At 45.3% G+C, this 24084-nt stretch carries 21 protein-coding genes; 16 read left to right on the top strand and 5 right to left on the bottom strand.

What is annotated here, in order from left to right:
- Positions 1-2: 2 nt before the first annotated feature.
- From bioB to NSU05_RS15065, 5 genes are all read left to right on the top strand, one after another.
- Positions 3-1010, top strand: coding sequence for a biotin synthase BioB (gene bioB / locus NSU05_RS15085; protein WP_017695470.1), 1008 nt, complete (start codon positions 3-5; stop codon positions 1008-1010).
- Positions 1011-1078: 68 nt separating this feature from the next.
- Positions 1079-2266 (top strand): biotin biosynthesis cytochrome P450, encoded by a 1188-nt coding sequence (bioI, locus tag NSU05_RS15080; RefSeq protein WP_029726430.1) that lies wholly within the window; start codon positions 1079-1081, stop codon positions 2264-2266.
- 76 nt (positions 2267-2342) lie between these two features.
- Positions 2343-3104 (top strand): NAD(P)-dependent oxidoreductase, encoded by a 762-nt coding sequence (locus NSU05_RS15075; protein ID WP_029726429.1) that lies wholly within the window; start codon positions 2343-2345, stop codon positions 3102-3104.
- Between the two features lie 207 nt (positions 3105-3311).
- Complete coding sequence (locus tag NSU05_RS15070; protein WP_015251420.1) at positions 3312-4172, top strand: carbohydrate ABC transporter permease; 861 nt, start codon at positions 3312-3314, stop codon at positions 4170-4172.
- Positions 4173-4196: 24 nt separating this feature from the next.
- Positions 4197-5693 carry an extracellular solute-binding protein gene (locus NSU05_RS15065; protein WP_038429485.1) on the top strand — a complete coding sequence of 499 codons (1497 nt, stop codon included), beginning with the start codon at positions 4197-4199 and terminating at the stop codon, positions 5691-5693.
- A 40-nt stretch (positions 5694-5733) separates the two neighbouring features.
- Here NSU05_RS15065 and NSU05_RS15060 read toward each other — a convergent pair whose 3' ends face one another.
- Complete coding sequence (locus NSU05_RS15060; RefSeq protein ID WP_038429484.1) at positions 5734-8052, bottom strand: helix-turn-helix domain-containing protein; 2319 nt, start codon at positions 8050-8052, stop codon at positions 5734-5736.
- Positions 8053-8267: 215 nt separating this feature from the next.
- On the opposite strand from NSU05_RS15060, the gene rmgP reads away from it, so the two are divergent.
- The 6 genes from rmgP (at position 8268) to NSU05_RS15030 (ending at position 13100) form a co-directional block, all read left to right on the top strand.
- Positions 8268-9233, top strand: coding sequence for a polygalacturonan/rhamnogalacturonan ABC transporter permease (gene rmgP, locus NSU05_RS15055; protein WP_003229209.1), 966 nt, complete (start codon positions 8268-8270; stop codon positions 9231-9233).
- A 7-nt stretch (positions 9234-9240) separates the two neighbouring features.
- Entirely contained in the window at positions 9241-10362 is a 1122-nt protein-coding gene (gene rmgQ, locus NSU05_RS15050) for an unsaturated rhamnogalacturonyl hydrolase (RefSeq protein WP_128993297.1), read from the top strand.
- Entirely contained in the window at positions 10359-10862 is a 504-nt protein-coding gene (gene rmgS / locus NSU05_RS15045; RefSeq protein WP_082200969.1) for a rhamnogalaturonan transport/degradation protein RmgS, read from the top strand. Before rmgQ ends, rmgS begins: the two co-directional genes overlap by 4 nt.
- Before the next feature lie 11 nt (positions 10863-10873).
- On the top strand, positions 10874-12160 hold the full coding sequence (locus tag NSU05_RS15040; protein ID WP_033884442.1) for a Gfo/Idh/MocA family oxidoreductase: 1287 nt from the start codon (positions 10874-10876) through the stop codon (positions 12158-12160).
- Positions 12161-12181: 21 nt separating this feature from the next.
- Positions 12182-12850: a YesL family protein gene (locus NSU05_RS15035; protein ID WP_038429481.1), complete on the top strand. Its 669-nt coding sequence runs from the start codon at positions 12182-12184 to the stop codon at positions 12848-12850.
- Between the two features lie 67 nt (positions 12851-12917).
- A complete protein-coding gene (locus NSU05_RS15030) occupies positions 12918-13100 on the top strand; it encodes a sporulation protein Cse60 (RefSeq protein ID WP_003223398.1) in 183 nt (60 codons plus the stop codon).
- A gap of 36 nt (positions 13101-13136) precedes the next feature.
- Here NSU05_RS15030 and opuD read toward each other — a convergent pair whose 3' ends face one another.
- Together opuD and NSU05_RS15020 are read right to left on the bottom strand one after the other, a co-directional pair.
- Positions 13137-14675, bottom strand: coding sequence for a glycine betaine transporter OpuD (gene opuD, locus NSU05_RS15025; protein ID WP_015384403.1), 1539 nt, complete (start codon positions 14673-14675; stop codon positions 13137-13139).
- Positions 14676-14863: 188 nt separating this feature from the next.
- Positions 14864-16126 carry an NAD(P)/FAD-dependent oxidoreductase gene (locus tag NSU05_RS15020; RefSeq protein ID WP_003229222.1) on the bottom strand — a complete coding sequence of 421 codons (1263 nt, stop codon included), beginning with the start codon at positions 16124-16126 and terminating at the stop codon, positions 14864-14866.
- A gap of 202 nt (positions 16127-16328) precedes the next feature.
- Here NSU05_RS15020 and murJ point away from each other — a divergent pair, with 202 nt between their 5' ends.
- Positions 16329-17963: a lipid II flippase MurJ gene (gene murJ, locus NSU05_RS15015; protein ID WP_015251430.1), complete on the top strand. Its 1635-nt coding sequence runs from the start codon at positions 16329-16331 to the stop codon at positions 17961-17963.
- A 68-nt stretch (positions 17964-18031) separates the two neighbouring features.
- Positions 18032-18751: a pseudouridine synthase gene (locus NSU05_RS15010; RefSeq protein WP_038429480.1), complete on the top strand. Its 720-nt coding sequence runs from the start codon at positions 18032-18034 to the stop codon at positions 18749-18751.
- 121 nt (positions 18752-18872) lie between these two features.
- Here the strand turns inward: NSU05_RS15010 and NSU05_RS15005 are convergent, their stop codons facing one another.
- On the bottom strand, positions 18873-19094 hold the full coding sequence (locus NSU05_RS15005) for a DeoR family transcriptional regulator (protein WP_003152337.1): 222 nt from the start codon (positions 19092-19094) through the stop codon (positions 18873-18875).
- A gap of 289 nt (positions 19095-19383) precedes the next feature.
- Here NSU05_RS15005 and NSU05_RS15000 point away from each other — a divergent pair, with 289 nt between their 5' ends.
- A complete protein-coding gene (locus NSU05_RS15000) occupies positions 19384-20094 on the top strand; it encodes an ABC transporter ATP-binding protein (RefSeq protein ID WP_015714539.1) in 711 nt (236 codons plus the stop codon).
- Complete coding sequence (locus NSU05_RS14995; protein WP_038429479.1) at positions 20091-21248, top strand: ABC transporter permease; 1158 nt, start codon at positions 20091-20093, stop codon at positions 21246-21248. The genes NSU05_RS15000 and NSU05_RS14995 overlap by 4 nt, the downstream gene beginning before the upstream one ends.
- Before the next feature lie 38 nt (positions 21249-21286).
- Here NSU05_RS14995 and pbuO read toward each other — a convergent pair whose 3' ends face one another.
- Positions 21287-22585 (bottom strand): hypoxanthine/guanine permease PbuO, encoded by a 1299-nt coding sequence (gene pbuO / locus NSU05_RS14990; protein ID WP_014480583.1) that lies wholly within the window; start codon positions 22583-22585, stop codon positions 21287-21289.
- A 96-nt stretch (positions 22586-22681) separates the two neighbouring features.
- On the opposite strand from pbuO, the gene pepV reads away from it, so the two are divergent.
- Positions 22682-24073, top strand: a complete 1392-nt coding sequence (gene pepV / locus NSU05_RS14985) for a dipeptidase PepV (protein WP_014477689.1) — start codon at positions 22682-22684, stop codon at positions 24071-24073.
- The last annotated feature ends 11 nt before the right edge of the window (positions 24074-24084 follow it).

Here is a 24084-nt window from a genome sequence, read left to right as displayed (position 1 = left end):
GAATGAATCAATGGATGGAACTCGCAGACCGGGTGCTGGCTGGAGCAGAAGTGACTGACGAAGAGGCGCTTTCAATATTACATTGTCCTGATGAAGATATTTTGCTATTAATGCATGGAGCTTTTCATATCAGAAAACACTTTTATGGAAAAAAAGTAAAGCTCAATATGATTATGAATGCGAAATCCGGGCTCTGCCCGGAAAACTGCGGCTATTGTTCACAGTCTGCGATTTCGAAAGCGCCGATTGAGTCTTACCGGATGGTGAATAAGGAAACGCTGCTTGAAGGCGCGAAGCGGGCGCACGATCTGAATATCGGCACATATTGTATCGTGGCAAGCGGCAGAGGGCCGTCTAACAGAGAAGTGGATCAGGTCGTAGATGCGGTTCAGGAAATTAAAGAGACGTATGGACTGAAGATTTGTGCATGTCTTGGACTGTTGAAGCCAGAGCAGGCGAAGCGGCTCAAAGATGCCGGAGTAGACCGCTATAATCATAATTTGAATACGTCACAGAGAAACCATTCAAACATCACGACCTCACATACATACGATGACAGAGTCAATACGGTTGAAATCGCAAAAGAATCGGGGCTGTCTCCGTGTTCAGGCGCCATTATCGGGATGAAGGAGACGAAACAGGATGTCATTGACATCGCCAAAAGCTTGAAGGCTCTTGACGCGGATTCCATTCCGGTGAATTTTTTGCATGCAATTGATGGCACGCCGTTAGAAGGCGTCAACGAATTAAACCCGCTGTATTGTTTAAAAGTGCTGGCACTGTTCCGTTTTATCAATCCATCAAAAGAAATTCGCATTTCCGGAGGAAGAGAGGTCAATCTCCGCTCATTGCAGCCATTAGGGCTTTACGCCGCAAACTCCATTTTTGTCGGAGACTACTTAACAACTGCCGGGCAAGAGGAGACGGAGGATCATAAAATGCTGAGTGATTTAGGCTTTGAAGTTGAATCAGTCGAAGAAATGAAGGCCAGTTTAAGTGCGAAAAGCTGAAAGAATCAATAAAAGCAATCGGTATGATGTCGATTGCTTTTATTTTTGAACAGAAAGGAGAAAATCACGTGACAATTGCATCGTCAACTGCATCTTATGAGTTTTTGAAAAACCCATATTCTTTTTACGACACATTGCGAGCTGTTCATCCTATCTATAAAGGGAGTTTCTTAAAATATCCGGGCTGGTATGTCACAGGATATGAAGAAACGGCTGCTATTTTGAAAGATGCGAGATTCAAAGTCCGCACCCCGCTGCCTGAGAGCTCAACCAAATATCAGGACCTTTCACATGTGCAAAATCAAATGATGCTGTTTCAGAACCGGCCTGATCATAGACGATTGCGGACGCTTGCCAGCGGAGCGTTTACGCCGAGAACGACAGAGAGTTATCAGCCGTATATCATTGAAACTGTCCATCATTTGCTTGATCAAGTGCAAGGTAAAAAAAAGATGGAGGTCATTTCGGACTTTGCTTTTCCTTTAGCAAGTTTTGTCATAGCTAACATTATAGGTGTACCGGAGGAAGATAGGGAGCAATTAAAGGAGTGGGCTGCGAGTCTCATTCAAACGATTGATTTTACCCGCTCAAGAAAGGCATTAACAGAGGGCAATATTATGGCTGTGCAGGCTATGGCATATTTCAAAGAGCTGATTCAAAAGAGAAAACGCCACCCTCAACAGGATATGATCAGCATGCTCTTGAAGGGGAGAGAAAAGGATAAGCTGACGGAAGAGGAGGCGGCATCTACGTGCATATTGCTGGCGATCGCCGGACATGAGACAACGGTCAATCTCATCAGCAATTCAGTCCTTTGTCTGCTGCAGCATCCAGAACAGCTTTTGAAACTGAGAGAAAATCCAGATCTTATTGGTACCGCAGTCGAGGAATGTTTACGCTATGAAAGCCCCACGCAAATGACAGCCAGAGTTGCGTCAGAGGATATTGACATCTGCGGGGTGACGATCCGTCAAGGAGAACAAGTCTATCTTTTGTTAGGAGCGGCTAATCGAGACCCTAGCATATTCACGAACCCCGATGTCTTCGATATTACGAGAAGTCCTAATCCGCATCTTTCATTCGGGCATGGCCATCATGTTTGCTTAGGGTCCTCGCTGGCACGATTAGAAGCGCAAATTGCGATTAACACTCTTCTGCAGCGAATGCCCAGCCTTAAGCTCGCGGATTTTGAATGGCGGTATCGGCCGCTTTTTGGATTTCGGGCGCTTGAGGAGCTGCCGGTGACTTTTGAATAAGCCTAAGAATGTGAGTGCCAAAAAAGTGTCAGCCCCGCCGAAAATGGGCAATCTATAAAAAAGGGGAGTGAACATAGTGAAAAAAGTGCTGATCGCCGGCGGAAATGGTGTGATTGGGAGACTGCTTGCTGAAGGGCTTATTTCAGACTATGAAGTGACTGTGCTTGATAAATATCATTTCGATGGCAAAGCCTCTTCCATTCAGGCTGACGCGGCAAATTATGAGGAGCTGTTGAAGAAGATTCCAAAAGATACGGATGTCATCTTGAATTTACTCGCTGTTAAAATCAAATACGATATTATGGACATCGCTGAGTTTGAAAAAATGACGGATGTTTTCTATAGGGCAAGCTATTATCTGTGCCGTGCGGCAGCGGAGCTCGGCATTCAAAAGCTCGTGTTCGCCAGCAGCAATCATGTCACAGATGTATATGAAAAAGACGGGCGCTCGCTCTTAGGACGGGAAATCACAACAAGCGATTATCCGCTGTCAAAAAACTTGTACGGTGTATTAAAGCTGACCTCTGAACAGATCGGCCATTTGTTTTATTTGGAAAATAAGCTATCAGTAATCAACCTGCGAATCGGAACAGTCGTCACAGATGAAATGGATACGCTGCATGAAAAAGAACGGACGAAAAAGACACTGCTTTCTCACCCCGATCTGCTGTCGATTTTCAAAGCCGCTATTGAGACCAATATCCGGTACGGCACTTATTACGCCGTCTCTGATAATCCGGGCCGGCCATGGTCCATTGAACCTGCCGTGAATGAACTTGGGTTTTCGCCACAAATCAATACGGCCGAACTTCTGAACGAGGAGGAGAACGGAGCATAATCATTTTCTAAGATTATGCTCTTTTTCTTTTGTTATCGGTCTCAATTCGCGGCAGCCCCCGCCCCGGCCGGGGACTCTGTTCAAATGATTATAGACATGGCAATCACAGATTTGCTACATTTTAGACACGATATCGTCACATGCTGAGCTCGGTTTTTAAAAATATGATAACGCTTACAAAGAGAGGTGGGAGCTATCGCACATTCACTGAAAAACCGTCTGTTTGATATGTTGATTTATGGTTTCTTGCTGATGTTCGCTTTAATATGCGTACTTCCGTTCATTCATGTCATCGCAGCATCCTTCGCCACAGTAGAAGAAGTCGTGTCGAAAACATTTATTTTAATACCGACCACTTTTTCGCTAGATGCTTATCGCTACATTTTTTCAACAGATATTATTTATAAGAGCTTGCTTGTTTCTGTGTTTGTGACAGTGATAGGCACTGCGGTCAGCATGTTTCTTTCGTCACTGATGGCTTACGGGTTATCCCGCCGTGATTTAATCGGCCGGCAGCCGCTCATGTTTCTCGTCGTATTTACGATGCTGTTTAGCGGCGGCATGATTCCGACTTTCCTTGTGGTCAAATCGCTTGGATTGCTCGATTCTTACTGGGCGCTTATTTTGCCGACTGCCATTAATGCCTTTAACCTGATCATTCTGAAAAACTTCTTTCAAAATATCCCGTCAAGCTTGGAAGAGTCCGCGAAAATTGACGGGTGCAATGACCTGGGCATATTCTTTAAAATTGTGCTGCCGCTGTCTCTTCCTGCGATCGCAACGATTTCACTATTTTATGCGGTCACGTATTGGAACACGTATATGACAGCGATCTTGTACTTAAATGATTCAGCAAAATGGCCGATTCAGGTGCTCCTGCGCCAAATCGTCATTGTATCAAGCGGTATGCAGGGGGATATGTCTGAAATGGGGTCGGGCAGCCCGCCGCCTGAGCAAACCATTAAAATGGCGGTCATAGTGGTGGCGACCATCCCGGTTCTGCTTGTCTATCCGTTTATACAAAAGCATTTTGCAAAAGGAGCTTTGCTGGGATCTGTCAAAGGATAAAGAAATATGAAACGGAGGGGTACGATGGGAAACAAATGGAGGGTGCTTTTGATTGTGCTTGTACTGGCACTCGGCGGAGTGCTGGCGGGCTGTAAAGGAACTGATCAGTCTTCGGCTGAAGGCAAAGCTGGCCCAGATTCAAAGGTAAAGCTGTCTTGGATGGCGATTTTGTATCATCAGCAGCCGCCGAAAGACAGGGCGATTAAAGAAATTGAAAAGCTGACAAATACAGAACTTGACATCACCTGGGTTCCAGACGCGGTGAAAGAAGACAGGCTGAATGCAGCGCTTGCAGCCGGGAATCTTCCGCAAATCGTGACCATCCAGGATATTAAAAATTCGTCAGTCATGAATGCCTTCCGGTCAGGAATGTTTTGGGAAATCGGCGATTATATCAAGGATTATCCCAACTTAAACAAAATGAACAAACTCATTAATAAAAATGTCACAATTGATGGCAAGCTCTACGGGATATACAGAGAGCGCCCGCTTTCCAGACAGGGGATCGTCATTCGGAAGGACTGGCTGGACAATTTAAATTTGAAAACCCCGAAAACGTTGGATGAACTTTATGAAGTGGCCAAAGCATTTACGGAGGACGACCCGGACAAGGATGGGGAAGATAATACGATCGGGCTGACAGACCGTAATGACTTGATTTACGGTGCGTTTAAAACGATTGGCTCGTATGAAGGCATGCCGACAGATTGGAAGGAATCGGGCGGCAAATTCACGCCTGATTTCATGACACAGGAATACAAAGACACGATGAACTATATGAAAAAGCTGCGTGATAACGGGTATATGAATAAGGATTTTCCCGTCACAAGCAAAACCCAGCAGCAGGAGCTGTTTTCTCAAGGAAAAGCCGGAATTTATATTGGCAATATGGTAGATGCGGTCAATCTGCGCGACCATGCCTCTGATAAATCGATGAAGCTCGAGATCATCAACCGCATAAAAGGCCCAGATGGGAAAGAGCGGGTATGGGCATCAGGAGGCCATAACGGCGTGTTTGCTTTCCCGAAAACGAGTGTGAAAACGGAAGCTGAGCTTAAACGGATCTTGGCGTTTTTTGACCGAATTGCCGAAGAAGATGTCTATAGCCTGATGACTTATGGCATTGACGGCGTTCATTACAACAAAGGTGAGGACAAAACGTTTACACGCAAAGAAAGCCAGGTAAAAGACTGGCAGACTGATATTCAGCCGCTGTCCGCTTTAATTGCCATTGATAAAGCCTACTTAAAAAACACTGGAGATCCGCTTCGGACGGCGTACGAGGAGCTGACCGAGGATAACGAAAAGATTATCGTCTTAAACCCGGCTGAAAGCCTGTATTCCGCATCGGAGTCGGAACGGGGTGATGAACTGAAGAAAATCATTGATGACGCGACCTATAAATATATGATTGGAGACATCACAGAAAGCCAGTTCGATAAAGAAGTGGAAAAATGGGAGTCAAGCGGAGGAAAACAAATTATTCAGGAATACGAAGAAGCGTTTAAACAAGCAAAATAATGTTGGAAAAACCCAAAACGCGCAAGCGGTTTTGGGTTTTTTACATGCTTCTTTTTTGCTGGCGGTAGTTTCCCGGTGTAATCCCCTCCAGCTTTTTAAAAGACCTGATAAAATTTTGCGAGTTTTTATATTTCAGCTTTTCGGCAATGTCCTTGACCGCCATGTCTGTTTCGGCAAGCCAGCTTTTCGCCATATGGTGTCGGTAGCTTGAGACATACTCGCTGAATGAAATTCCCATTTCTTTTTTGAAAATGCTGCTTAAATAATTTGGGTTGTAATGCAGCCTGCGCGCGATTTCGTCCAGTGTCAATTCGGATTCAAACTCATGATGGATGATATGAATGATGTTGTCGGAAATATTTTTGTACTGGGCATCCGCGCGGGCGTTCACTTTGTCTGTCATCGGATCAATAAACTCATTCTTTAGCCAGTTTTCGGTATCCTCGAACGTTTTCAGCTCAAAAATTTGGTCATACAGCATTTTGTTTTCTTCAAGCTCAAACAATTCGATCCCGAGCACATGCATCAGCTCAATCACATGGTTCAAAAAACGGGCGATGGCGATTTGATATTGATACGGGTTGGTGTTCTGGGTGAAGATGGCTTGCAAAATCGCGTGCAGGCATTTATCCGCTTTCTCCTTGTCTCCTGCTTTAACGGCATCGAACAGCTCATGCTGAAGCTGCTTTGGAAAATGGGTTTTGAAGGTTTTTTTCTGGTCAAGGTCTTCGTAAAAGATGATCGACTTGTTTTCCGCTTTAAGCCGGTATTTCAACGCTTCTGAGCCTTCCGCATAGGCTGTTTTCGCTTTTGTCAGCACATCAAACGGCTGGCTGATGCCGATGCTGACAGACAGCTGCAGCTCAGCTTCCGCTTTTTCCTGAATCATCCTTGCAGTCTCATTCAGCTCAGCCATGAATTCTTCCTTTGTCCCGCTTTGATTGATTAGGATCGTCGCCTGTTGTTTGTCAACTACAGCGGGGGCAAGATGTTTGTCCGTCGGGATGCATCGCTCAATCAGGCTGTTGACGGCAAACAAAAGCAGATCCATATCTTTTTTCTCATAAGGCGTATGATTCAGTGTGTCAATTTGGAGCACAAGCAGGGCAAGGTGCCGCCAATTTTGCTTTAAGCCGAGGCTTTCAAAACGGTTATCAACCTCCTCATCCGTCAGTTTTCCAAGCATAAGCCTGACCATAAAATATTGCTGCAGATGAGTGGCCTGCTGCTTCATCGTTTCCTCAAGGTCGTCATTTCTGTCCTTCAGCTGCTTAAAGCTCTGTTCAATTAACTCAAATTCATTTTGAGGAGGCTGTTGTTTCTCTTGTATGGCTCCATGTCTTGCGAATGATTCGTAAAGCACCCTGATCGGCTTGTAAAAATGGCGGGAGCCCAGCCAAGAGAATAATAATGAAAGCGTTAACAAAATAAGACATACTGCAAAAGTGATCCAGCCGATTGATTTGGCTTCTTTTTTTAGCTCGGGCAGGGAAACGAGAGAAAAATAAGTCCATGTATTATAGTCAGATTTTTGATAGGTGACTTTATAATGAATCCGGTCAATCACTGTTTCAAACTGTCCGCTATTGGCGTTTTGCGCCAGCACTTTTTGGACAAAGCCGTCGTTATGAAGAGATTCACCAATGTCAGACATGTTGTTATGAAGGATAATGCGGCCTTTTTCATCGATGATAAACAGGTTGTTGGCGTTTGAATAGCTAGGCATATTTTTGACAAGCGAACAGCTCGGAATGCTTGCGGCGGCCAATCCCTTTGTATTTGTGCTGTTCAAAGGAAGCTGCTTAATTAAATTGATATTGTAGCGGCAGTTTTCTGCTGTGCCTTCTTTGGTTGAAATCAAATGATTGTTTTCCTCAAGCGTCCAATAGGAGCGGCTCGCTTTTTGTTTCGTGTACGCTGAGGCTGCTTCATGAAGAGTGTCTGTATTCAAACGGTACAAACCGGAATTGTTCATGTACCATTTTTTCGTATAACTGACTAACGTCATGTTGGACAGATCGGTATCAAAGCTTTGCAGATAATTGAGCTCTTGGTTCACTTGGTTATAGATTTGAAATTGGTCTGAGTGCAAAGGCTCGGACAATGTGCGAAGGAGAGGCGGCGAACTCACATAGTGGGTTAAAGAGTGATCGACGGTTTTCAATATATGCTCGATGCTTTGCTGGGTCTGCTGGAGTGTGTCGAATTTTTCCTCCGAAACGTTGGAAATAGCCGTTTTCTGAGAGTGCTCGTACGAAAACAATCCGACCAAAATAACCGGAATGGTGCTGAGCAGGCAGAAAAACGTGATCAGTTTGTAGTAAAACTTGTATTGGCTTCTTTTCATAAAACCCCCCATTTCATAACATCCACTTCACCTTAATACAATTAATCCAAAGATTGATAGATATTGTCAATAATCATTTTCTAATATCGGTGTCTTTTTTTCAGGTGGACCGGCTGAACCCTTGATTATAAAGGGATAAAACAGGATGTGATCATATGATTGTAGACGGACTTTTGCCTGCTGCGCTACAGTGAATGCAAGAATCCGTGAAAGGAGGCTAGGAAAAAATGAAAACAGCAGAAGCGCAAGCGCCGGCTGTTGATGCAGTCATTTTTAAAAAAGAAAAAAGAAAGCGCTTACTAATCAAGCTGATTCAACAAAAATATTTGTACTTGATGATTTTGCCGGGGTGTATTTATTTTTTGCTTTTTAAGTATGTCCCGATGTGGGGAATTGTGATTGCATTTCAGGATTATCAGCCGTTCCTCGGCATTTTGGGCAGTGAGTGGGTGGGGCTGAAGCATTTTATCAGGCTGTTTACTGAGCCTACATTTTTTCTCTTGTTAAAAAACACGCTCGTGTTATTTGCTTTGAACCTGGCCATATTTTTCCCGGTGCCGATACTGCTGGCGCTTTTATTGAACGAAGTGCGGATTGCTCTCTTTAAAAAATTTGTTCAGACGCTGATTTATATCCCGCATTTTATGTCTTGGGTCATTGTTGTATCGCTTTCGTTTGTGCTTTTAACGGTAGACGGAGGCTTGATTAATGAACTGATTGTGTTTTTTGGCGGTGAAAAAATCAATTTTCTGCTGAACGAAGAATGGTTCCGGCCCCTGTATATTCTTCAGGTTATCTGGAGGGAAGCGGGCTGGTCGACGATCATTTATCTGGCGGCCATTACAGCGGTTGACCCCCAGCTGTATGAAGCGGCGAAAATGGACGGAGCGGGACGGCTGCGGCAAATGTGGCATATTACGCTGCCCGCCATTAAAAGCGTTATCGTCGTTTTGCTGATTTTGAAAATCGGAGACACGCTGGAGCTTGGCTTCGAGCATGTGTATTTGCTGTTAAATGCGACAAACAGGGAAGTGGCGGAAATTTTTGATACGTACGTTTATACTGCAGGGCTGAAACAGGGACAATTCAGCTACAGTACAGCAGTCGGCGTATTTAAAGCGGCGGTCGGGCTGATTTTGGTCATGCTTGCGAATCGTTTAGCGAAGAAATTTGGCGAGGAAGGAATTTATTAAGAAAGGGATGGGATCAATGGATCAATCAATCGCTGTAAAATCGCCTCTTACGTACGCGGAGGCATTGGCAAAAACCATTATGAATACGTACACAGTCCAGGAGCTGCCTCCTGCAAACCGCTGGCACTACCACCAGGGTGTTTTCTTATGCGGTGTATTGCGGCTGTGGGAAGCAACCGGGGAAAAGCGGTATTTTGAGTATGCGAAGGCCTATGCAGATCTCTTAATCGATGATTATGGCAATCTATTATTTAGAAGAGATGAACTGGACGCCATTCAAGCGGGTCTCATTCTTTTTCCATTATACGAGCAGACGAAGGATGAACGGTATGCCAAAGCGGCAAAAAGGCTGCGCGGTTTATATGGAACACTGAACCGGACGTCTGAGGGCGGTTTTTGGCACAAAGACGGTTATCCATACCAAATGTGGCTTGACGGCTTATACATGGGGGGGCCGTTCGCACTGAAATATGCCAATCTGAAGCAGGAGCCGGAGCTGTTTGATCAGGTTGTGCTGCAGGAGTCATTGATGAGAAAGCATACGAAGGATGCAAAAACCGGACTCTTTTATCACGCCTGGGATGAAGCGAAAAAAATGCCTTGGGCCAATGAAGAGACAGGCTGTTCACCGGAATTTTGGGCACGTTCCATCGGCTGGTACGTCATGTCTCTTGCTGACATGATTGAAGAGCTGCCGAAGAAGCATCCAAACCGTCATGGGTGGAAAAACACGCTGCAGGACATGATGGAAAGCATCTGCCGCTATCAAGACAAAGAGACGGGGTTATGGTATCAGATCGTTGATAAGGGAGACAGGTCTGATAACTGGCTGGAAAGCTCAGGATCCTGCCTGTACATGTACGCATTTGCGAAGGGAATCAATAAAGGCTATTTAGACAGAGCTTACGAAACAACACTGCTAAAAGCGTATCAAGGCTTGATTCAGCATAAAACCGAAACATCAGAAGACGGCGCGTTTCTCGTCAAAGACATATGTGTCGGAACGTCAGCCGGTTTCTATGACTATTATGTCAGCCGCGAAAGAAGCACAAACGACCTGCACGGAGCCGGCGCGTTTATTTTAGCTATGACAGAGCTGGAGCCTCTTTTTAGGTCAGCGGGGAAATGACAAAAAAGATACGTACGGCTTTGTGTGTGATCGTCTCAGTGCTCTTTTTGGCATCATGCTCAAGCAGGCCGGACGGAATGCATGTCATTCTCTTTTCTGATATGCAGGCTGGCGTACAGGAAAAAATAAAAAAGGCCGCCGAGCAGAATGCCGGGAAGGTCGATATCTTTCCAGCTTTTCAGGAAAAACTGCTGACTGAAATTACCGCCCATGAGGGAGATGTTTTCATCGTGCCTGAAGACATGTTTCAAGCTTACGATGATCCGGAAAATTTTCAGCCGTTAAACGGATTGCCTCCTAAAAAAACATCTCCTTATACAACTGTTAATAAAAAAACAGGAGAAAAAACGATCTATGCCGTTCAGATCGAAAAAGGGAAAAAACAGCTGAACGGCTATTCTTTTCGATTGAATCGCGATATGGTGGCGTTTATCCCTGTGTATGCTGAAAAAACAGAGGAAGCGCTGCAGCTGATTTCTCAACTAACTGAAGCCCGATAGAGGTGAGGATATTGAAGAACATCGTCTTTTGCGGATTGAGCAGCAGAGTATTCAGTATGTTTATCAAACCGCTGTTGGAGCGGTTTTCAACTCATTATGAGATTACGGGATTGCTGGATGCCGATCCGAAACGTTTTGCCGTTTGCAAGAAGAAATTTCCCGAGCTGGCCCACGTGCCCGAGTTTAGCGAAGATGCTTTTGACGAGATGATGCGCGTGTCAAAGCCTGATATCGTCATTGTGGCAGGCAGGGACGATACGCATGTCACATATATTGTAAAAAGTCTTCAGTGGAATACAGATGTGATTACTGAAAAACCAATGGTGACAACAGTGCAGGATGCGAATCGGGTGCTTGAAGCGGAGGCCAAAAGCGAAGGAAAAGTCACCGTCGCGTTTAACTATCGCTACAGCCCGTTTCATCGGAAAATAAAAGAAATGATTCTGGACGGAAAAATAGGCAGGGTCACCTCCGTTGATTTAAATTGGTATATTGATACGTATCATGGCGCCAGCTATTTTAAACGCTGGAACAGGTCGAGACAGTTTTCCGGGGGCCTTTCTGTCCATAAATCAACACATCACTTTGATCTCGTCAATTGGTGGCTCGGGCAAAATCCGGAAGAGGTATTTGCTTATGGCGCCTTGAATTACTATGGGCCGGACAGTGAGTGGAACCCCTTGCCGGAAGAAGACGGGCGTTTTTGCGGGACGTGCCGGGTCAAAGAAAAATGCCACTACTATTCAAGGTGGCATCCCCGTTCCTCTAAAGCTTCTATAAAGGATGATCATCTCGAAGCAGGAGACCAGTCTAGCTTATACACTTCATACAGGCCTGACGCGTGTATTTTTGACGAGGAAATTGACATCGAGGATACGTACGTGGCGGCAGTCAAATATGATGGCGGCGCACTGTTAAGCTACTCGATTATTTTTTCGGCACCGTATGAAGGCTACCGGCTGACGATCAACGGCACAAAAGGGCGTATTGAATCAAATGAATTTCACGAACCTTCCAGAATTCCGTTTGCTTTTCCTGAGCAGACAATCGAATACTATCCGCTTTTTGAATCAAAGCAGACGATACAAGTGGTCAAAAATGAAGGGGGGCATGGCGGAGGTGATCCGCTTTTGCTTGAGGATCTTTTTTTAGGAAAAGACCCGCTGCGCCGCTATGATATTTTAGCCGGGGCTGAAGCTGGAGCCTACTCCATCGCGGTTGGTGAGGGAATGTGGCGCTCGGTTGCCGAAAAGAAGCCGATCGGCATGAAAGAGCTTTTTCAGATGCAGAATGTATAATGCAAAAAAGGAGGGGGCGCCATGGAACATGATGGCTCACTGGGACGGATGCTGCATTTTTGCGAATGGATTATGAGATTTGCGTATACAAACTTGCTGTGGCTGTTTTTTACGTTACTCGGTCTCGGCGTGTTTGGCATCATGCCCGCGACCGCGGCTTTATTCGCTGTCATGCGGAAGTGGATCCAGGGGCAGGACAACGTTCCGGTGCTCAAAACGTTTTGGCAGGAATATAAGGGTGAATTTTTTCGTTCAAATCTGCTCGGCGCTGTACTGGCGCTCATCGGAGTGATCATTTATATTGATTTGGCCTTCATCTATCCAAGTCATTTCCTTCTGCACATCCTGCGCTTCGCCATTATGATATTTGGCTTTTTGTTCGTATCCATGCTTTTTTATGTGTTTCCGCTGCTCGTCCACTTTGACTGGAAAAAACGTCTGTATGTGAAATTTTCGCTCTTGCTCAGTGTGGCGTATTTGCAATATACGCTTACTATGCTTGCGCTGACTGTTGCTCTCTTTTTCTTGCTTGCGTACCTGCCCGGCATTGTCCCTTTTTTCAGCGTCAGCCTGATCAGCTACTGCCATATGCGAATTGTTTATGCCGTGCTGCTGAAAGTGGAGCAGCAAGGCGGCGAGCCACAGAGGGAATCCCATATACGGAAAGCTTTTTATCCGGAAACGAGATAATCATCATTTCTCTATCATAACGCTGTTCCAAACGGAATAGATTGATAGAGAAAGGAGAGTGGATAAAATGCTGAAGGTAGCGGTATTTGATGAAGAGCATGAAAAAGACTTACAGACGGAAATCAATTCATTTTTAAAAGGGATATCGGAGGAGCAGCTGATTGATATCAAATATACGGTTTCGGCCGCGTGCGACCCAGACGGCGAGCAGCTTTACTGTTTTTCCGCCCTTATTTTATATCGCAAATAAAAAGATCTTTCCGCAGGCGCGGAAAGATCTTTTTTGTTAATATGCTTTTTTCACTCTAGGACTTCTCGGTTTATCGAGTTTCTCCGCTTTTTTGATCTCTCTTCTTTCTTTTGAGAGCGATTGATAGAGAGAGGCAATCATCAGCAGGATAACGATAGAAAACGGCAGCGCTGCCAGAATCGCTGTGTTCTGCAAAGCGGCAAGCCCTCCGGAATATAGGAGCACAGCCGCCATGGCGGACTGAATGATACCCCAGCTGAGTTTCACAGAATTCGCCGGATTTAAAGAACCGTACGACGTCTGCATGCCCAGCACGAATGTAGCTGAATCAGCAGACGTGATAAAGAATACTGCGATCAGAATCAATGCAAGGATCGATGTCACCATTGTCAGCGGATAGTGATCAAGTGTTCCGAACAGCATCGTTTCAGTGGACAGCTTTGCTACATTGAACGTGCCTTTTTGCTGGAGATCCATGGCTGATACGCCGAAAATGGAGAACCATAGAAATGTCAAAATACAAGGTGTCACCAAGACGCCAATTAAAAATTCTCGGATCGTCCGGCCTCTGGATACACGGGCGATGAAAATGCCGACAAATGGAGACCAGGAAATCCACCATGCCCAATAGAAAATCGTCCAGCTGTTAATCCATTCGCGTTTTTCAGGATCGTTCGGTGTCAGTCTGAAGCTCATTTGAACGATATTTTGAATGTATTGTCCGATAGAATCTGTAAATGAGTTCATTATCAGCACTGTAGGCCCGACAACGAGCATAAACAACATTAACAATCCGGCCAATACCATGTTTGTGTTGCTTAAATACTTAATTCCTTTTCCGAGTCCGCTCCACGCAGAAAGTAAAAAGAGCACTGTCACAATAATGATTAAAACCAATTGGACGATAAACGCATTCGGAATGCCGAACAGGTAATTCAAACCGCCGTTAATTTGGGTTGCGCCAAGACCAAGACTTGTTGACACCCCGACAACAGTGGCGAAAACTGCAATACAGTCAATGGCCTTTCCGATCGGTCCGTTTACTTTATCCCCGAGAATCGGTGACAGTGTGCTGCTGATTAACCCGGGTGCGCCTTTGCGGAATTGGAAATAGGCAATGCATAATGCCACAATGGCATAAATGGCCCAAGCGTGCAAACCCCAGTGGAAAAACGTATAGCGGAGTGCATCTCTGAAGGCTTGGGGGGTTTCTGTTTCACCTGATGGAGAGCTAATTGCGTAATGGCTGATCGGTTCAGCCGCACCGTAGAATACTAAGCCGATTCCCATGCCTGCGCTGAACAGCATGGCAAACCATGATAATAACCCGAATTCCGGTTTTTCATCAGGCTTTCCGAGTTTGATTTTTCCGATCGGGCTGAAAATCAAAAAGAGACAAAACCCGACAAACAAAGAGACAACTAAAAGATAATACCAACCAAATGAATCGGTAATAAATGCTTGTGCCGATTGAGACACATTTTGCAGGCTGTCAGGAGAAATAACACCCCATAATACAGCTGCAGCTGTGATTGCAATCACAATCCAAAATACACTAGATATATGTTTCAACATTTCTCACCCTCTAATTTTTTGTGTACGCCTATATCTTGCTCGCAGGCTTAGTATGGTCGTACGATGGCAGCTCATTCCTCTCTTAAAATTACCCCGCAATCAGGTGAAACAAAACAAGTCTCACCCTAACATGAATGCGGGGAATGTTCAAATGTGAGTTTGGCGGCAAGAGATTTAAAGAGTAATGATTAAGAACGGGCGTATTGCCCGGCATTTAGCCCTGCAAGCCTGCCTGTGACAAGGGCGGAGGTAATATTGTATCCGCCTGTGTAGCCGTGGATATCCAGAATTTCACCGCAAAAATAAAGCCCCTCCATTTTTTTAGAAGCCATCTTTTTCGGGTCAATTTCTTTTACAGATACCCCGCCTCCCGTGACAAATGCCTTATCAAGCGACAGTGTGCCATTTGCGAGGACAGTAAACTGCTTGCAGTCCCTTACAAATTGTCTGAAAGGATCCTTCGGCAGCTCAGAAAACGATACGTTCGGAGAGATGCCGTTTTTTTCGAGCAGGAATAGGAGATAGCGCTCCTGCATCCAAGGCTTCAGCACGTTTTTAATGGTTTTTTTCGGTGCTTCCTTCAGTTCTTTATACATCTTTTGGAAAAGCGTTTCTTCATTGATATCCGGATACAAGTCGATTCTGATCGGCACTTGAGGCTGTTTTTTCAGCTCTTTTACGACAAATTGGCTGCATCTGAGAATGGCAGGTCCTGAGAGGCCGAAATGGGTAAACAGCATGTCCATTTTATGTGTGATAATCGGTTTGCCTTTTTTATTTAACACACTGACGGCTACATCTCTTAGTGATAAGCCCTGGAGTGTTTTTTGCTTAATGAACGGTTCGCCAGAAGTGACTGGAACCTCTGTCGGAAACAGCTCTGTTATGGTATGGCCCGCGGCTTCAGCCCATTCATAGCCGTCTCCCGTGCTTCCGGTATGAGGCACGCTTTTACCGCCGACAGCGATAATGACTGCCTGGCTATGGATCATTTCGCCATTATTCGTCACAATCCCTGCTGCCTGTCCATCTTCATATAAAACAGATTTAATTTTCTCGTTCGTTCTGATTGTCACGCGGAGCTGCTTCAGCCTGTTTAACAGCGCGTCAACGACACTTTGGGCTTTGTCGGTCACAGGAAACATCCGGCCGTGATCCTCTTCCTTCAATTGAATGCCGAGGTTTTCAAAAAACTTGATAATGTCTTCATTATTAAATTCAGAAAACGCGCTGTATAAAAAACGCCCGTTGCCGGGGATGTGCTTGATAATTTCTTCCACAGGAAGGCGGTTCGTCACATTACAGCGGCCGCCCCCGGAAATCGCTAGTTTCCGTCCTAATTTATTTCCTTTATCTATCAGCAACACGCCAGCGCCCTGTTCTCCTGCTGCAATCGCAGCCATCAAGCCTGAAGGGCCTCCGCCGATTACGATTACGTCATATTGTTTCATCTTTATCATCAACTTTCTTTTCATTTCGTGTGCGGACACCCCGTCCGCAGTACTATTATAGCGAAAGAAAGCCGCTCCTTAAACGTCTTTTGCCGCGGACATGAATGTTCACAGGATTGCTTTTGTATTTATTACCGTCTAAATGCCCAGTTGTGGTAAAATAGAAAAGTTGAATCTTCGTAGAAAATGGTGATGAAGAAACATGTCAAGCAAACTGTTAAGAGGCACGTTTGTATTAACGCTCGGTACATATATATCGCGGATTCTGGGGATGGTCTATTTAATTCCCTTCAGCATTATGGTCGGGGCGACAGGCGGTGCATTATTTCAATACGGATACAACCAATACACTTTATTTTTGAATATTGCTACGATGGGCTTTCCGGCCGCTGTTTCTAAATTTGTTTCCAAATATAATTCAAAAGGGGATTATGAGACAAGCAGGAAAATGCTCAAGGCGGGCATGTCGGTTATGCTCGTCACAGGAATGATAGCCTTTTTCATTCTGTATCTATCGGCTCCGATGTTTGCGGAAATATCGCTGGGAGGCAAGGATAATAACGGCCTGACAATTGATCATGTCGTTTATGTCATCCGCATGGTAAGCTTAGCGCTATTGGTCGTACCGATTATGAGCCTTGTCCGCGGATTCTTTCAAGGGCACCAAATGATGGGTCCGACAGCTGTTTCCCAAGTCGTTGAACAGATTGTCCGCATCATCTTTCTATTGAGTGCGACATTCTTGATTTTGAAGGTTTTCAACGGCGGCCTTGTCATCGCTGTGGGCTATGCAACCTTCGCAGCGCTGATCGGTGCCTTCGGAGGGCTGGTCGTGCTTTATATTTATTGGAACAAACGGAAGGGCAGCCTGCTGGCGATGATGCCGAATACGGGTCCGACAGCAAACCTAAGCTACAAGAAAATGTTTTTCGAGCTGTTCAGCTATGCTGCTCCGTACGTTTTTGTCGGACTAGCCATCCCTTTGTATAACTATATTGATACAAATACGTTTAACAAAGCGATGATTGAAGCCGGTCATCAAGCCATCAGCCAAGACATGCTTGCGATTCTAACCCTGTATGTTCAGAAGCTCGTGATGATCCCGGTTTCCCTAGCAACTGCTTTCGGACTGACATTAATTCCAACGATTACTGAATCGTTTACAAGCGGAAACTATAAGCTGTTAAATCAGCAGATTAATCAAACGATGCAGACGATCCTGTTTTTAATTATTCCGGCTGTTGTTGGGATCTCTCTATTGTCAGGACCGACGTATACGTTCTTTTACGGGTCAGAGAGCCTTCACCCTGAACTGGGGGCAAACATTTTGCTATGGTATTCGCCAGTCGCAATTCTGTTCTCTTTGTTTACAGTCAACGCAGCCATTCTGCAGGGCATCAATAAGCAAAAATTTGCGGTTGTCAGCCTTGTGATCGGCGTCGTGATCAAGCTTGTGCTGAATGTTCCGCTGATCAAGCTGATGCAGGCTGACGGAGCGATTTTAGCGACGGCGCTTGGATATATCGCTTCCCTTTTATATGGGTTTATCATGATTAAGCGCCATGCAGGCTATTCGTATAAGATACTAGTTAAACGAACTGTTTTGATGCTTGTCTTATCAGCCATTATGGGTATTGCCGTGAAAATCGTGCAGTGGGTATTAGGCTTCTTTATTTCCTATCAGGATGGCCAGCTGCAAGCTGCGATTGTTGTGGTGATCGCGGCCGCTGTTGGCGGAGCTGTCTACCTGTATTGCGGCTACCGATTAGGATTTTTGCAGAAAATTTTAGGCCGCCGTTTGCCAGGTTTCTTAAAGAAAGGCAGACATGCAGGCTGATGAACTAGATATGATGAAACTGAGGGCTCGCATGCTGCGGGCTTTCTTTTATAAAGGAGAGATTGGGAATGAGACTTGATAAGCTGCTTGCCAACAGCGGGTATGGTTCCAGAAAAGAAGTCAAAGCCGTTGTGAAGGCTGGAGCCGTGATGATCGACGGCAAACCTGCCAAAGATGTAAAGGCGCACGTTGATCCTGATATACAGGAGGTGACCGTATACGGGGAACCGGTTGATTATCGAGAATTCATTTATCTTATGATGAATAAACCGCAGGGCGTGCTGTCGGCGACTGAGGACAGCCGGCAGCAAACAGTGGTCGATCTGCTGACGCCGGAGGAGATGAGATTTGAGCCATTTCCAGCCGGCAGGCTTGATAAAGATACAGAGGGCTTTTTGCTGCTCACAAATGACGGGCAGCTCGCACATCGGCTCCTTTCTCCTAAAAAGCATGTTCCAAAAACGTATGAAGTCCATTTAAAATCACAGATTTCTCGGGAAGACATCTCCGATTTGGAAACGGGTGTCTACATAGAGGGCGGCTATAAAACAAAGCCGGCAAAAGCGGAAATCAAAACAAACGACAGTGGCAATACCGTGATATACCTGACAATTACAGAAGGAAAATACCATCAGGTCAAGCAAATGGCAAAGGCAGTCGGCAATGAAGTGGTTTATCTGAAGCGGCTTTCGATGGGACGCGTTTCCCTAGATCCCGCTCTGGCACCCGGAGAATACCGTGAGCTGACAGAGGAAGAGCTTCATTTGCTCAATGAGCCGCAAGCATGACAAAAACCCCGCATACCGAATGCGGGGTTTTATTTATAAGCACACAAAAACAAGGCTCAGTAGTTTCTTCGCCCTATTATCTATCGGGCCGCTCTCAGGCGGCCCTATGTAATTTTTCAATTTATGAGGTAATCTTTACTTTCTTTCTCGTTGTCTCCCACTTGCCACGGCTTGGACTATGAACAAGATCATTATATGCCAACACATTTAAGTCTCTTTGAATCGTTCTAGGTGTAATGCCGAATTCGTCAACCAGTTCCTGTGTTGTCACAAGACCTTTTTCTTGGATAAACATGTAAACTGATTTGATTCGAGTTAGCATACGGTTTGTTGAAGGTTTCAAAAAACCACTCCCTATCATAAGATCGGATGGACTTGACTAACCACAACTCACGACTATCAACTGCGTACGAAATAGCAACAAAGGCAGACATCTGTAACTGTTAAAATAATTCGCCCTCATTATACACGATATTGCAGTGATGAATCTAGGGATAACTCCTATTAATTTTTTCCAATTCGCGTTGGGCAGCCATCCTTGTTGGATTACTATGTATTTCGACTCAATATTATTATGGTTAAAGAAACTTTTTTTATTCTGTTTCGTAGTAAATTTTGGAGGTGGGTGAGTTTTGACAAATTTGCTTGAAGCTTCAATAGAACAGGCCGGGTATACAAGCCGAAAAAAAGTGCTCACCGATGTTTTTCTGGAAGTCAGAAAAGGGGAGCTGGTTGGACTGATCGGAGCTAACGGCGCCGGAAAAAGCACCGCAATCAAGGCGATACTCGGCCTTTCAGAAGATTTTAAAGGGCATATTGCCTGGAACGACTGTTCATTTGCATATATTCCGGAGCATCCGTCCTTTTACGAAGAACTGACGCTGTGGGAGCATTTGGATCTGATCAGCACACTCCACGGCATTGAAGAGAGAGAATTTGCGCATCGGGCCCAAAGCCTGCTGCAGACGTTTTCGCTTGATCATGTCAAACATGAGCTGCCTGTCACCTTTTCGAAGGGCATGCAGCAAAAACTAATGCTTATCCAGGCCTTTCTCTCTAAGCCGGATATGTATGTGATTGATGAACCGTTTATCGGCCTTGATCCGATATCGACGAAACGCTTTGTGGACATGCTTAAGGCTGAAAAAGAACGTGGAGCCGGAATTCTTATGTGCACGCATGTACTCGATACCGCGGAAAAAATCTGTGACCGGTTTTATATGATTGAGAAAGGTTCATTATTTCTCCAAGGCACGTTAAAAGATATTCAGGACAAGACCGGATTAGAGGGGCAGTCATTGCTTGACTGTTTTTATAAGGCAGTTCAAGGTGATCGGCCATGAACGGGCGTACGCTCTTTTTTCGAAGGCTGTTTGACTATTACAAGTATCAGTTTAAAGTGTTGCATGCGGTCATTGACTGGACAGTCGCTCTCTATATCGTTTTGCCGGCGATTGCTTTTGTCATCTATCAGTATATTGATTTGATGAATGGAAGAGGCCTTCTTTATGAGTGGTCTGAAGTGGCGGAGTGGAGATGGCTGTACGCTGTGTGTGGGCTGATCATGTTTACAGGCTCGATTCGTACATTTTTAATGGAAGCGGACAAAGTGTTTTTGCTGCAAAAGAAGGAAATCATCTATCAGCTCAAACTGTACGCGCTTTTGTATTCTTTTCTGGTCACGCTGGCTAAATGGCTGCTTCTCTTTTTTATTGTCCTTCCCCTTATCAGTCATTCTGTTCACATCACATTCGCAGAAAGCACTGCTCTATTGTGTTATTTGTTTGGCCTTCATATATTCTTTTTATCCTTAAAGCAAGACAGGATCAGAAAGCCGCGCTCTATTTCGAGATGGATTGGCGATACCCTTGTCAGAGCTATTCTTTTTGCTGGTTCTGCTATCCTGATTGTTTTTACTGAGCGGCATTTGCTTGCGCTTTTTGGCATTTTATTTTTGCTTTTCTCAGTTATCGGCAGTTTGAAAAAGACGGCTTCGTTCACGGCTTTTGAAGCTGAGGTGACTGAAGAGAAAAAAAGCAGGCTTGCCCTTGCAGGACTTGTGATGATGATGAGTCAGGAGGCGGGAATGCCAAAAGTAAAAGACAGGATGAGAAGAAAACCGTTATTATACCGTAATTCAAAAAGAATATTTAAAAGACGAACGATCTGCACAGGCTATAAGGAATTGTTTTTTAAAGCCATGCTGAGGAATGGCGAGTATGCGAGGCAGATGTACATGCTATTGTCAGCTTTCACTGTTCTCATATTTGTTTCCCCAATTTGGCTGAAGGTGATTGCGCTGCTGGTATATACAGGGGTTTGCCGTTATATCCTGACGCTTATTTTTGACAAGGTCATGGATGCCCCTTTTTTAATTGGCACCGATAAGGAAAGTGATGAATATTATCGGGCCAGAAAAAGCTGTATCAACATCCTGCACTATGCGTTTGCCGCCTGTTGTTTTTTAGCGGCCGCTGTCTCTTTATTGTTTACATAAAAAACCCAAACGGCGACGTTTGGGTTTTTTGGTCTATGTTATAAAATAAACAGCTGGATGAAAAACAGAATGGCGAAAACGATGACGAGCGGATGAATCTCTCTCCATTTTCCCCGCGCCGCTTTTACGATCGGATATGAAATAAAGCCAAGCGCAATTCCTGTAGAAATGCTGGATGTCAAAGGCATGGCCAGAATGACGAGAAACGCAGGAAATGCCTCGTCCATCTCTTTCCAGTTCATATTGGAAACCGAGCCCATCATCAAGCTGCCGACGATAATCAAAGCAGGCGAGGTGATGGCGGCTATACCGGACAAGGCGCTGACAAGCGGACTGAAAAACATTGAAGCCGCAAACATCACCGCGACAGTCAAAGCCGTAAGCCCCGTTCTTCCTCCGGCTGCGACACCGGCGGAAGACTCGATAAATGCAGTCGTTGGACTTGTGCCGAAAACAGCTCCTACTGTTGTCGCGGTTGAATCAGCAAGCAGCGCTTTTCGCACGTTCGGCAGCTTGTTGTTTTTCATCAGCCCGGCTTGCTCGGCAACTCCGATCATCGTGCCTGTCGTATCAAAAATGGTGACTAATAGAAAAGAAAAGACGACAGCGTACAGGCCGTGATGAATGACATCGCCAAAAGCGGTAAATGGATTTGAGATCATCAATCCTTCCGGCAAATGAGGAAGCGACATAAATCCCTTTGGAAAATGGAGCTGACCGGTGAAAAAGGCGATCAAAGCGGTAGCTGCCATTCCGATAAATAAAGCGCCGCTTACATTCAGCACCATCAGGACCACGCTGATCAAAAGGCCGACCAGCGTTAAAATAACACCAGGTGAATGCAGATTGCCGAGAGTGACCAGGTTTGACTCATCAGCTGCCACAATGCCAGCTTGACGCAAACCGATAAAAGCAATAAACAGCCCGATCCCTGTTGTGATCCCGTATTTTAAATTGTTTGGAATCGCTTCTATAAGTTGTTTTCTTAAAGGCGTTAACGATAGAATAATGAAGAGAACCCCTGCTGTAAATACTGCGCTGAAAGCTGTTGCGTACGTGATGCCGCCATCGCTTGCGCTTACGACATGAAAGGCTAAATAAGCGTTCAAGCCCATGCCGGGCGCAATAGCAATCGGATAATTTGCTGCCAGGGCCATCCACAGCGTTCCGACAATGGAGGCAATAATCGTTGCGGTGAAAACCTGGTCGAAAGGAACCCCGGCGTTAGCCAGAATGACCGGATTGACCACGACGATATAGACCATTGTGAAAAAGGTCGTCAGCCCTGCTATGATTTCTTGCTTTATGGATGTTTGCTGCTCTTTTAGATGAAACATAGTATCCTCCAATTACGAACGTTTTAACAAAACACCATTAATATTATTCGTTTTATTTGGTTTTTGCAAGTCATTTCTTGCGGAAAGGGGATCATTATGAACTGGGAAGTTGAAGTGATCAGAAAAAAAGAGGATTTAATTCGTGATACACAGGAATTTTTGAGAATCAACAGTGTCATGGACGAAACAACCGCCGGACCCGGTAAACCGTTTGGAGAAGGGGTAAATGCCAGCCTGACTTCATTGCTGGAGCTTGGAGAAAAAGAAGGCTTTACAACAAAAAATCTTGACGGCTTCGCAGGTCATATTGAATGGGGGGAGGGCGATGACATTATCGGCGTACTTTGCCATGTTGACGTCGTGCCGCCGGGAGATGGATGGACGAGTGATCCATTTTCAGCTGAAATCCGCAACGGACGGATTTATGCAAGGGGCGCCATTGATGACAAAGGCCCGACAATGGCGGCATTCTACGCGCTGAAAATCGTGAAAGACATGAATTTGCCCCTGTCCAAGCGAGTCAGAATGATTATCGGAACAGATGAAGAAAGTGATTGGAGATGCGTAGAGCATTATTTCAAGCATGAAGAAATGCCAACAATGGGCTTTGCGCCTGACGCCGATTTTCCAATCATTAATGCGGAAAAAGGGATCATCGATGCTTCTTTACTTATACCGCACCGCCCAAATCAAGCAGAACCAAAGGCAGTGCTTGTCTCGTTTCAATCAGGCCTTCGCTTAAACATGGTGCCCGACGCTGCGGAAGCTGTCATTGAAGGGCCGAAAAAAGAAGAGATTCTGTCTTCATTTAAAGACATGCTCCGCACGACGGACCAAAAAGGGGAAGCTGCAATAGAGAACGGACAGCTCATTTTGCGTATGTACGGTCTTTCCTGCCATGCGATGGAACCGAACAATGGGATCAATGCCGGCATTTTATTGTGCGAATTTCTCCAGCAGACTGAGCTTGACGATGCAGGAAAGCGGTTTGTGCAAGTTGTGACAGATAAGTTCTCAGGTGATACAAGAGGAAAAAAACTGGACATCGACTGTGAGGATGAAATCAGCGGTGAGCTGACATTAAATGTCGGAACACTGCGCTATAAAGAAGGGCAAGGAGGCGAGCTCGGGATCAATATCCGCTATCCTGTGACAGCTGAAAGCAAAGTGATCCGCGATGCATTCGAAAGCGCATCTGAATTTGAGCTGGGAGAATTCAAAGACAGCAAGCCGCATCACGTGTCCGCAGATCATCCGTTAGTCAAAACCCTGCAAAAGGTTTATGAAGGCCAGCTGGGTAAAAAAGCTGACTTAATCTCAATCGGCGGGGGGACATATGCGAGATCCTTAAAAGCCGGTGTCGCGTTCGGCCCGCTGTTCCCCGGACGCCCTGACAGCGCACACCAAAAGGATGAATATATCGAAATTGATGACCTGCTGAGATCGACAGCGTTATATGCTCAGGCCATTTACGAGCTTGCAAAATAAAAGGACCGGCT

Origin of the sequence: Bacillus sp. EU52 (assembly GCF_037964975.1) — a bacterium.
Lineage (GTDB): Bacteria > Bacillota > Bacilli > Bacillales > Bacillaceae > Bacillus > Bacillus subtilis.
The sequence above is the reverse complement of the archived record's forward strand: the minus strand, read 5'-3'. Positions and strand labels throughout refer to the sequence as shown.

Coding starts and splice junctions, on each gene's coding strand:
- NSU05_RS14995 (WP_038429479.1), top strand. CDS start 20,091: ATGAACGGGCGTACGCTCTTTTTTCGAAGGCTGTTTGACTATTACAAG.
- NSU05_RS15060 (WP_038429484.1), bottom strand. CDS start 8,052: ATGGGGGGTTTTATGAAAAGAAGCCAATACAAGTTTTACTACAAACTG.
- rmgS (WP_082200969.1), top strand. CDS start 10,359: ATGACAAAAAAGATACGTACGGCTTTGTGTGTGATCGTCTCAGTGCTC.
- murJ (WP_015251430.1), top strand. CDS start 16,329: ATGTCAAGCAAACTGTTAAGAGGCACGTTTGTATTAACGCTCGGTACA.
- NSU05_RS15035 (WP_038429481.1), top strand. CDS start 12,182: ATGGAACATGATGGCTCACTGGGACGGATGCTGCATTTTTGCGAATGG.
- pbuO (WP_014480583.1), bottom strand. CDS start 22,585: ATGTTTCATCTAAAAGAGCAGCAAACATCCATAAAGCAAGAAATCATA.
- bioB (WP_017695470.1), top strand. CDS start 3: ATGAATCAATGGATGGAACTCGCAGACCGGGTGCTGGCTGGAGCAGAA.
- NSU05_RS15020 (WP_003229222.1), bottom strand. CDS start 16,126: ATGAAACAATATGACGTAATCGTAATCGGCGGAGGCCCTTCAGGCTTG.
- rmgQ (WP_128993297.1), top strand. CDS start 9,241: ATGGGATCAATGGATCAATCAATCGCTGTAAAATCGCCTCTTACGTAC.
- NSU05_RS15065 (WP_038429485.1), top strand. CDS start 4,197: ATGGGAAACAAATGGAGGGTGCTTTTGATTGTGCTTGTACTGGCACTC.
- NSU05_RS15030 (WP_003223398.1), top strand. CDS start 12,918: ATGCTGAAGGTAGCGGTATTTGATGAAGAGCATGAAAAAGACTTACAG.
- opuD (WP_015384403.1), bottom strand. CDS start 14,675: ATGTTGAAACATATATCTAGTGTATTTTGGATTGTGATTGCAATCACA.
- rmgP (WP_003229209.1), top strand. CDS start 8,268: ATGAAAACAGCAGAAGCGCAAGCGCCGGCTGTTGATGCAGTCATTTTT.
- NSU05_RS15010 (WP_038429480.1), top strand. CDS start 18,032: ATGAGACTTGATAAGCTGCTTGCCAACAGCGGGTATGGTTCCAGAAAA.
- pepV (WP_014477689.1), top strand. CDS start 22,682: ATGAACTGGGAAGTTGAAGTGATCAGAAAAAAAGAGGATTTAATTCGT.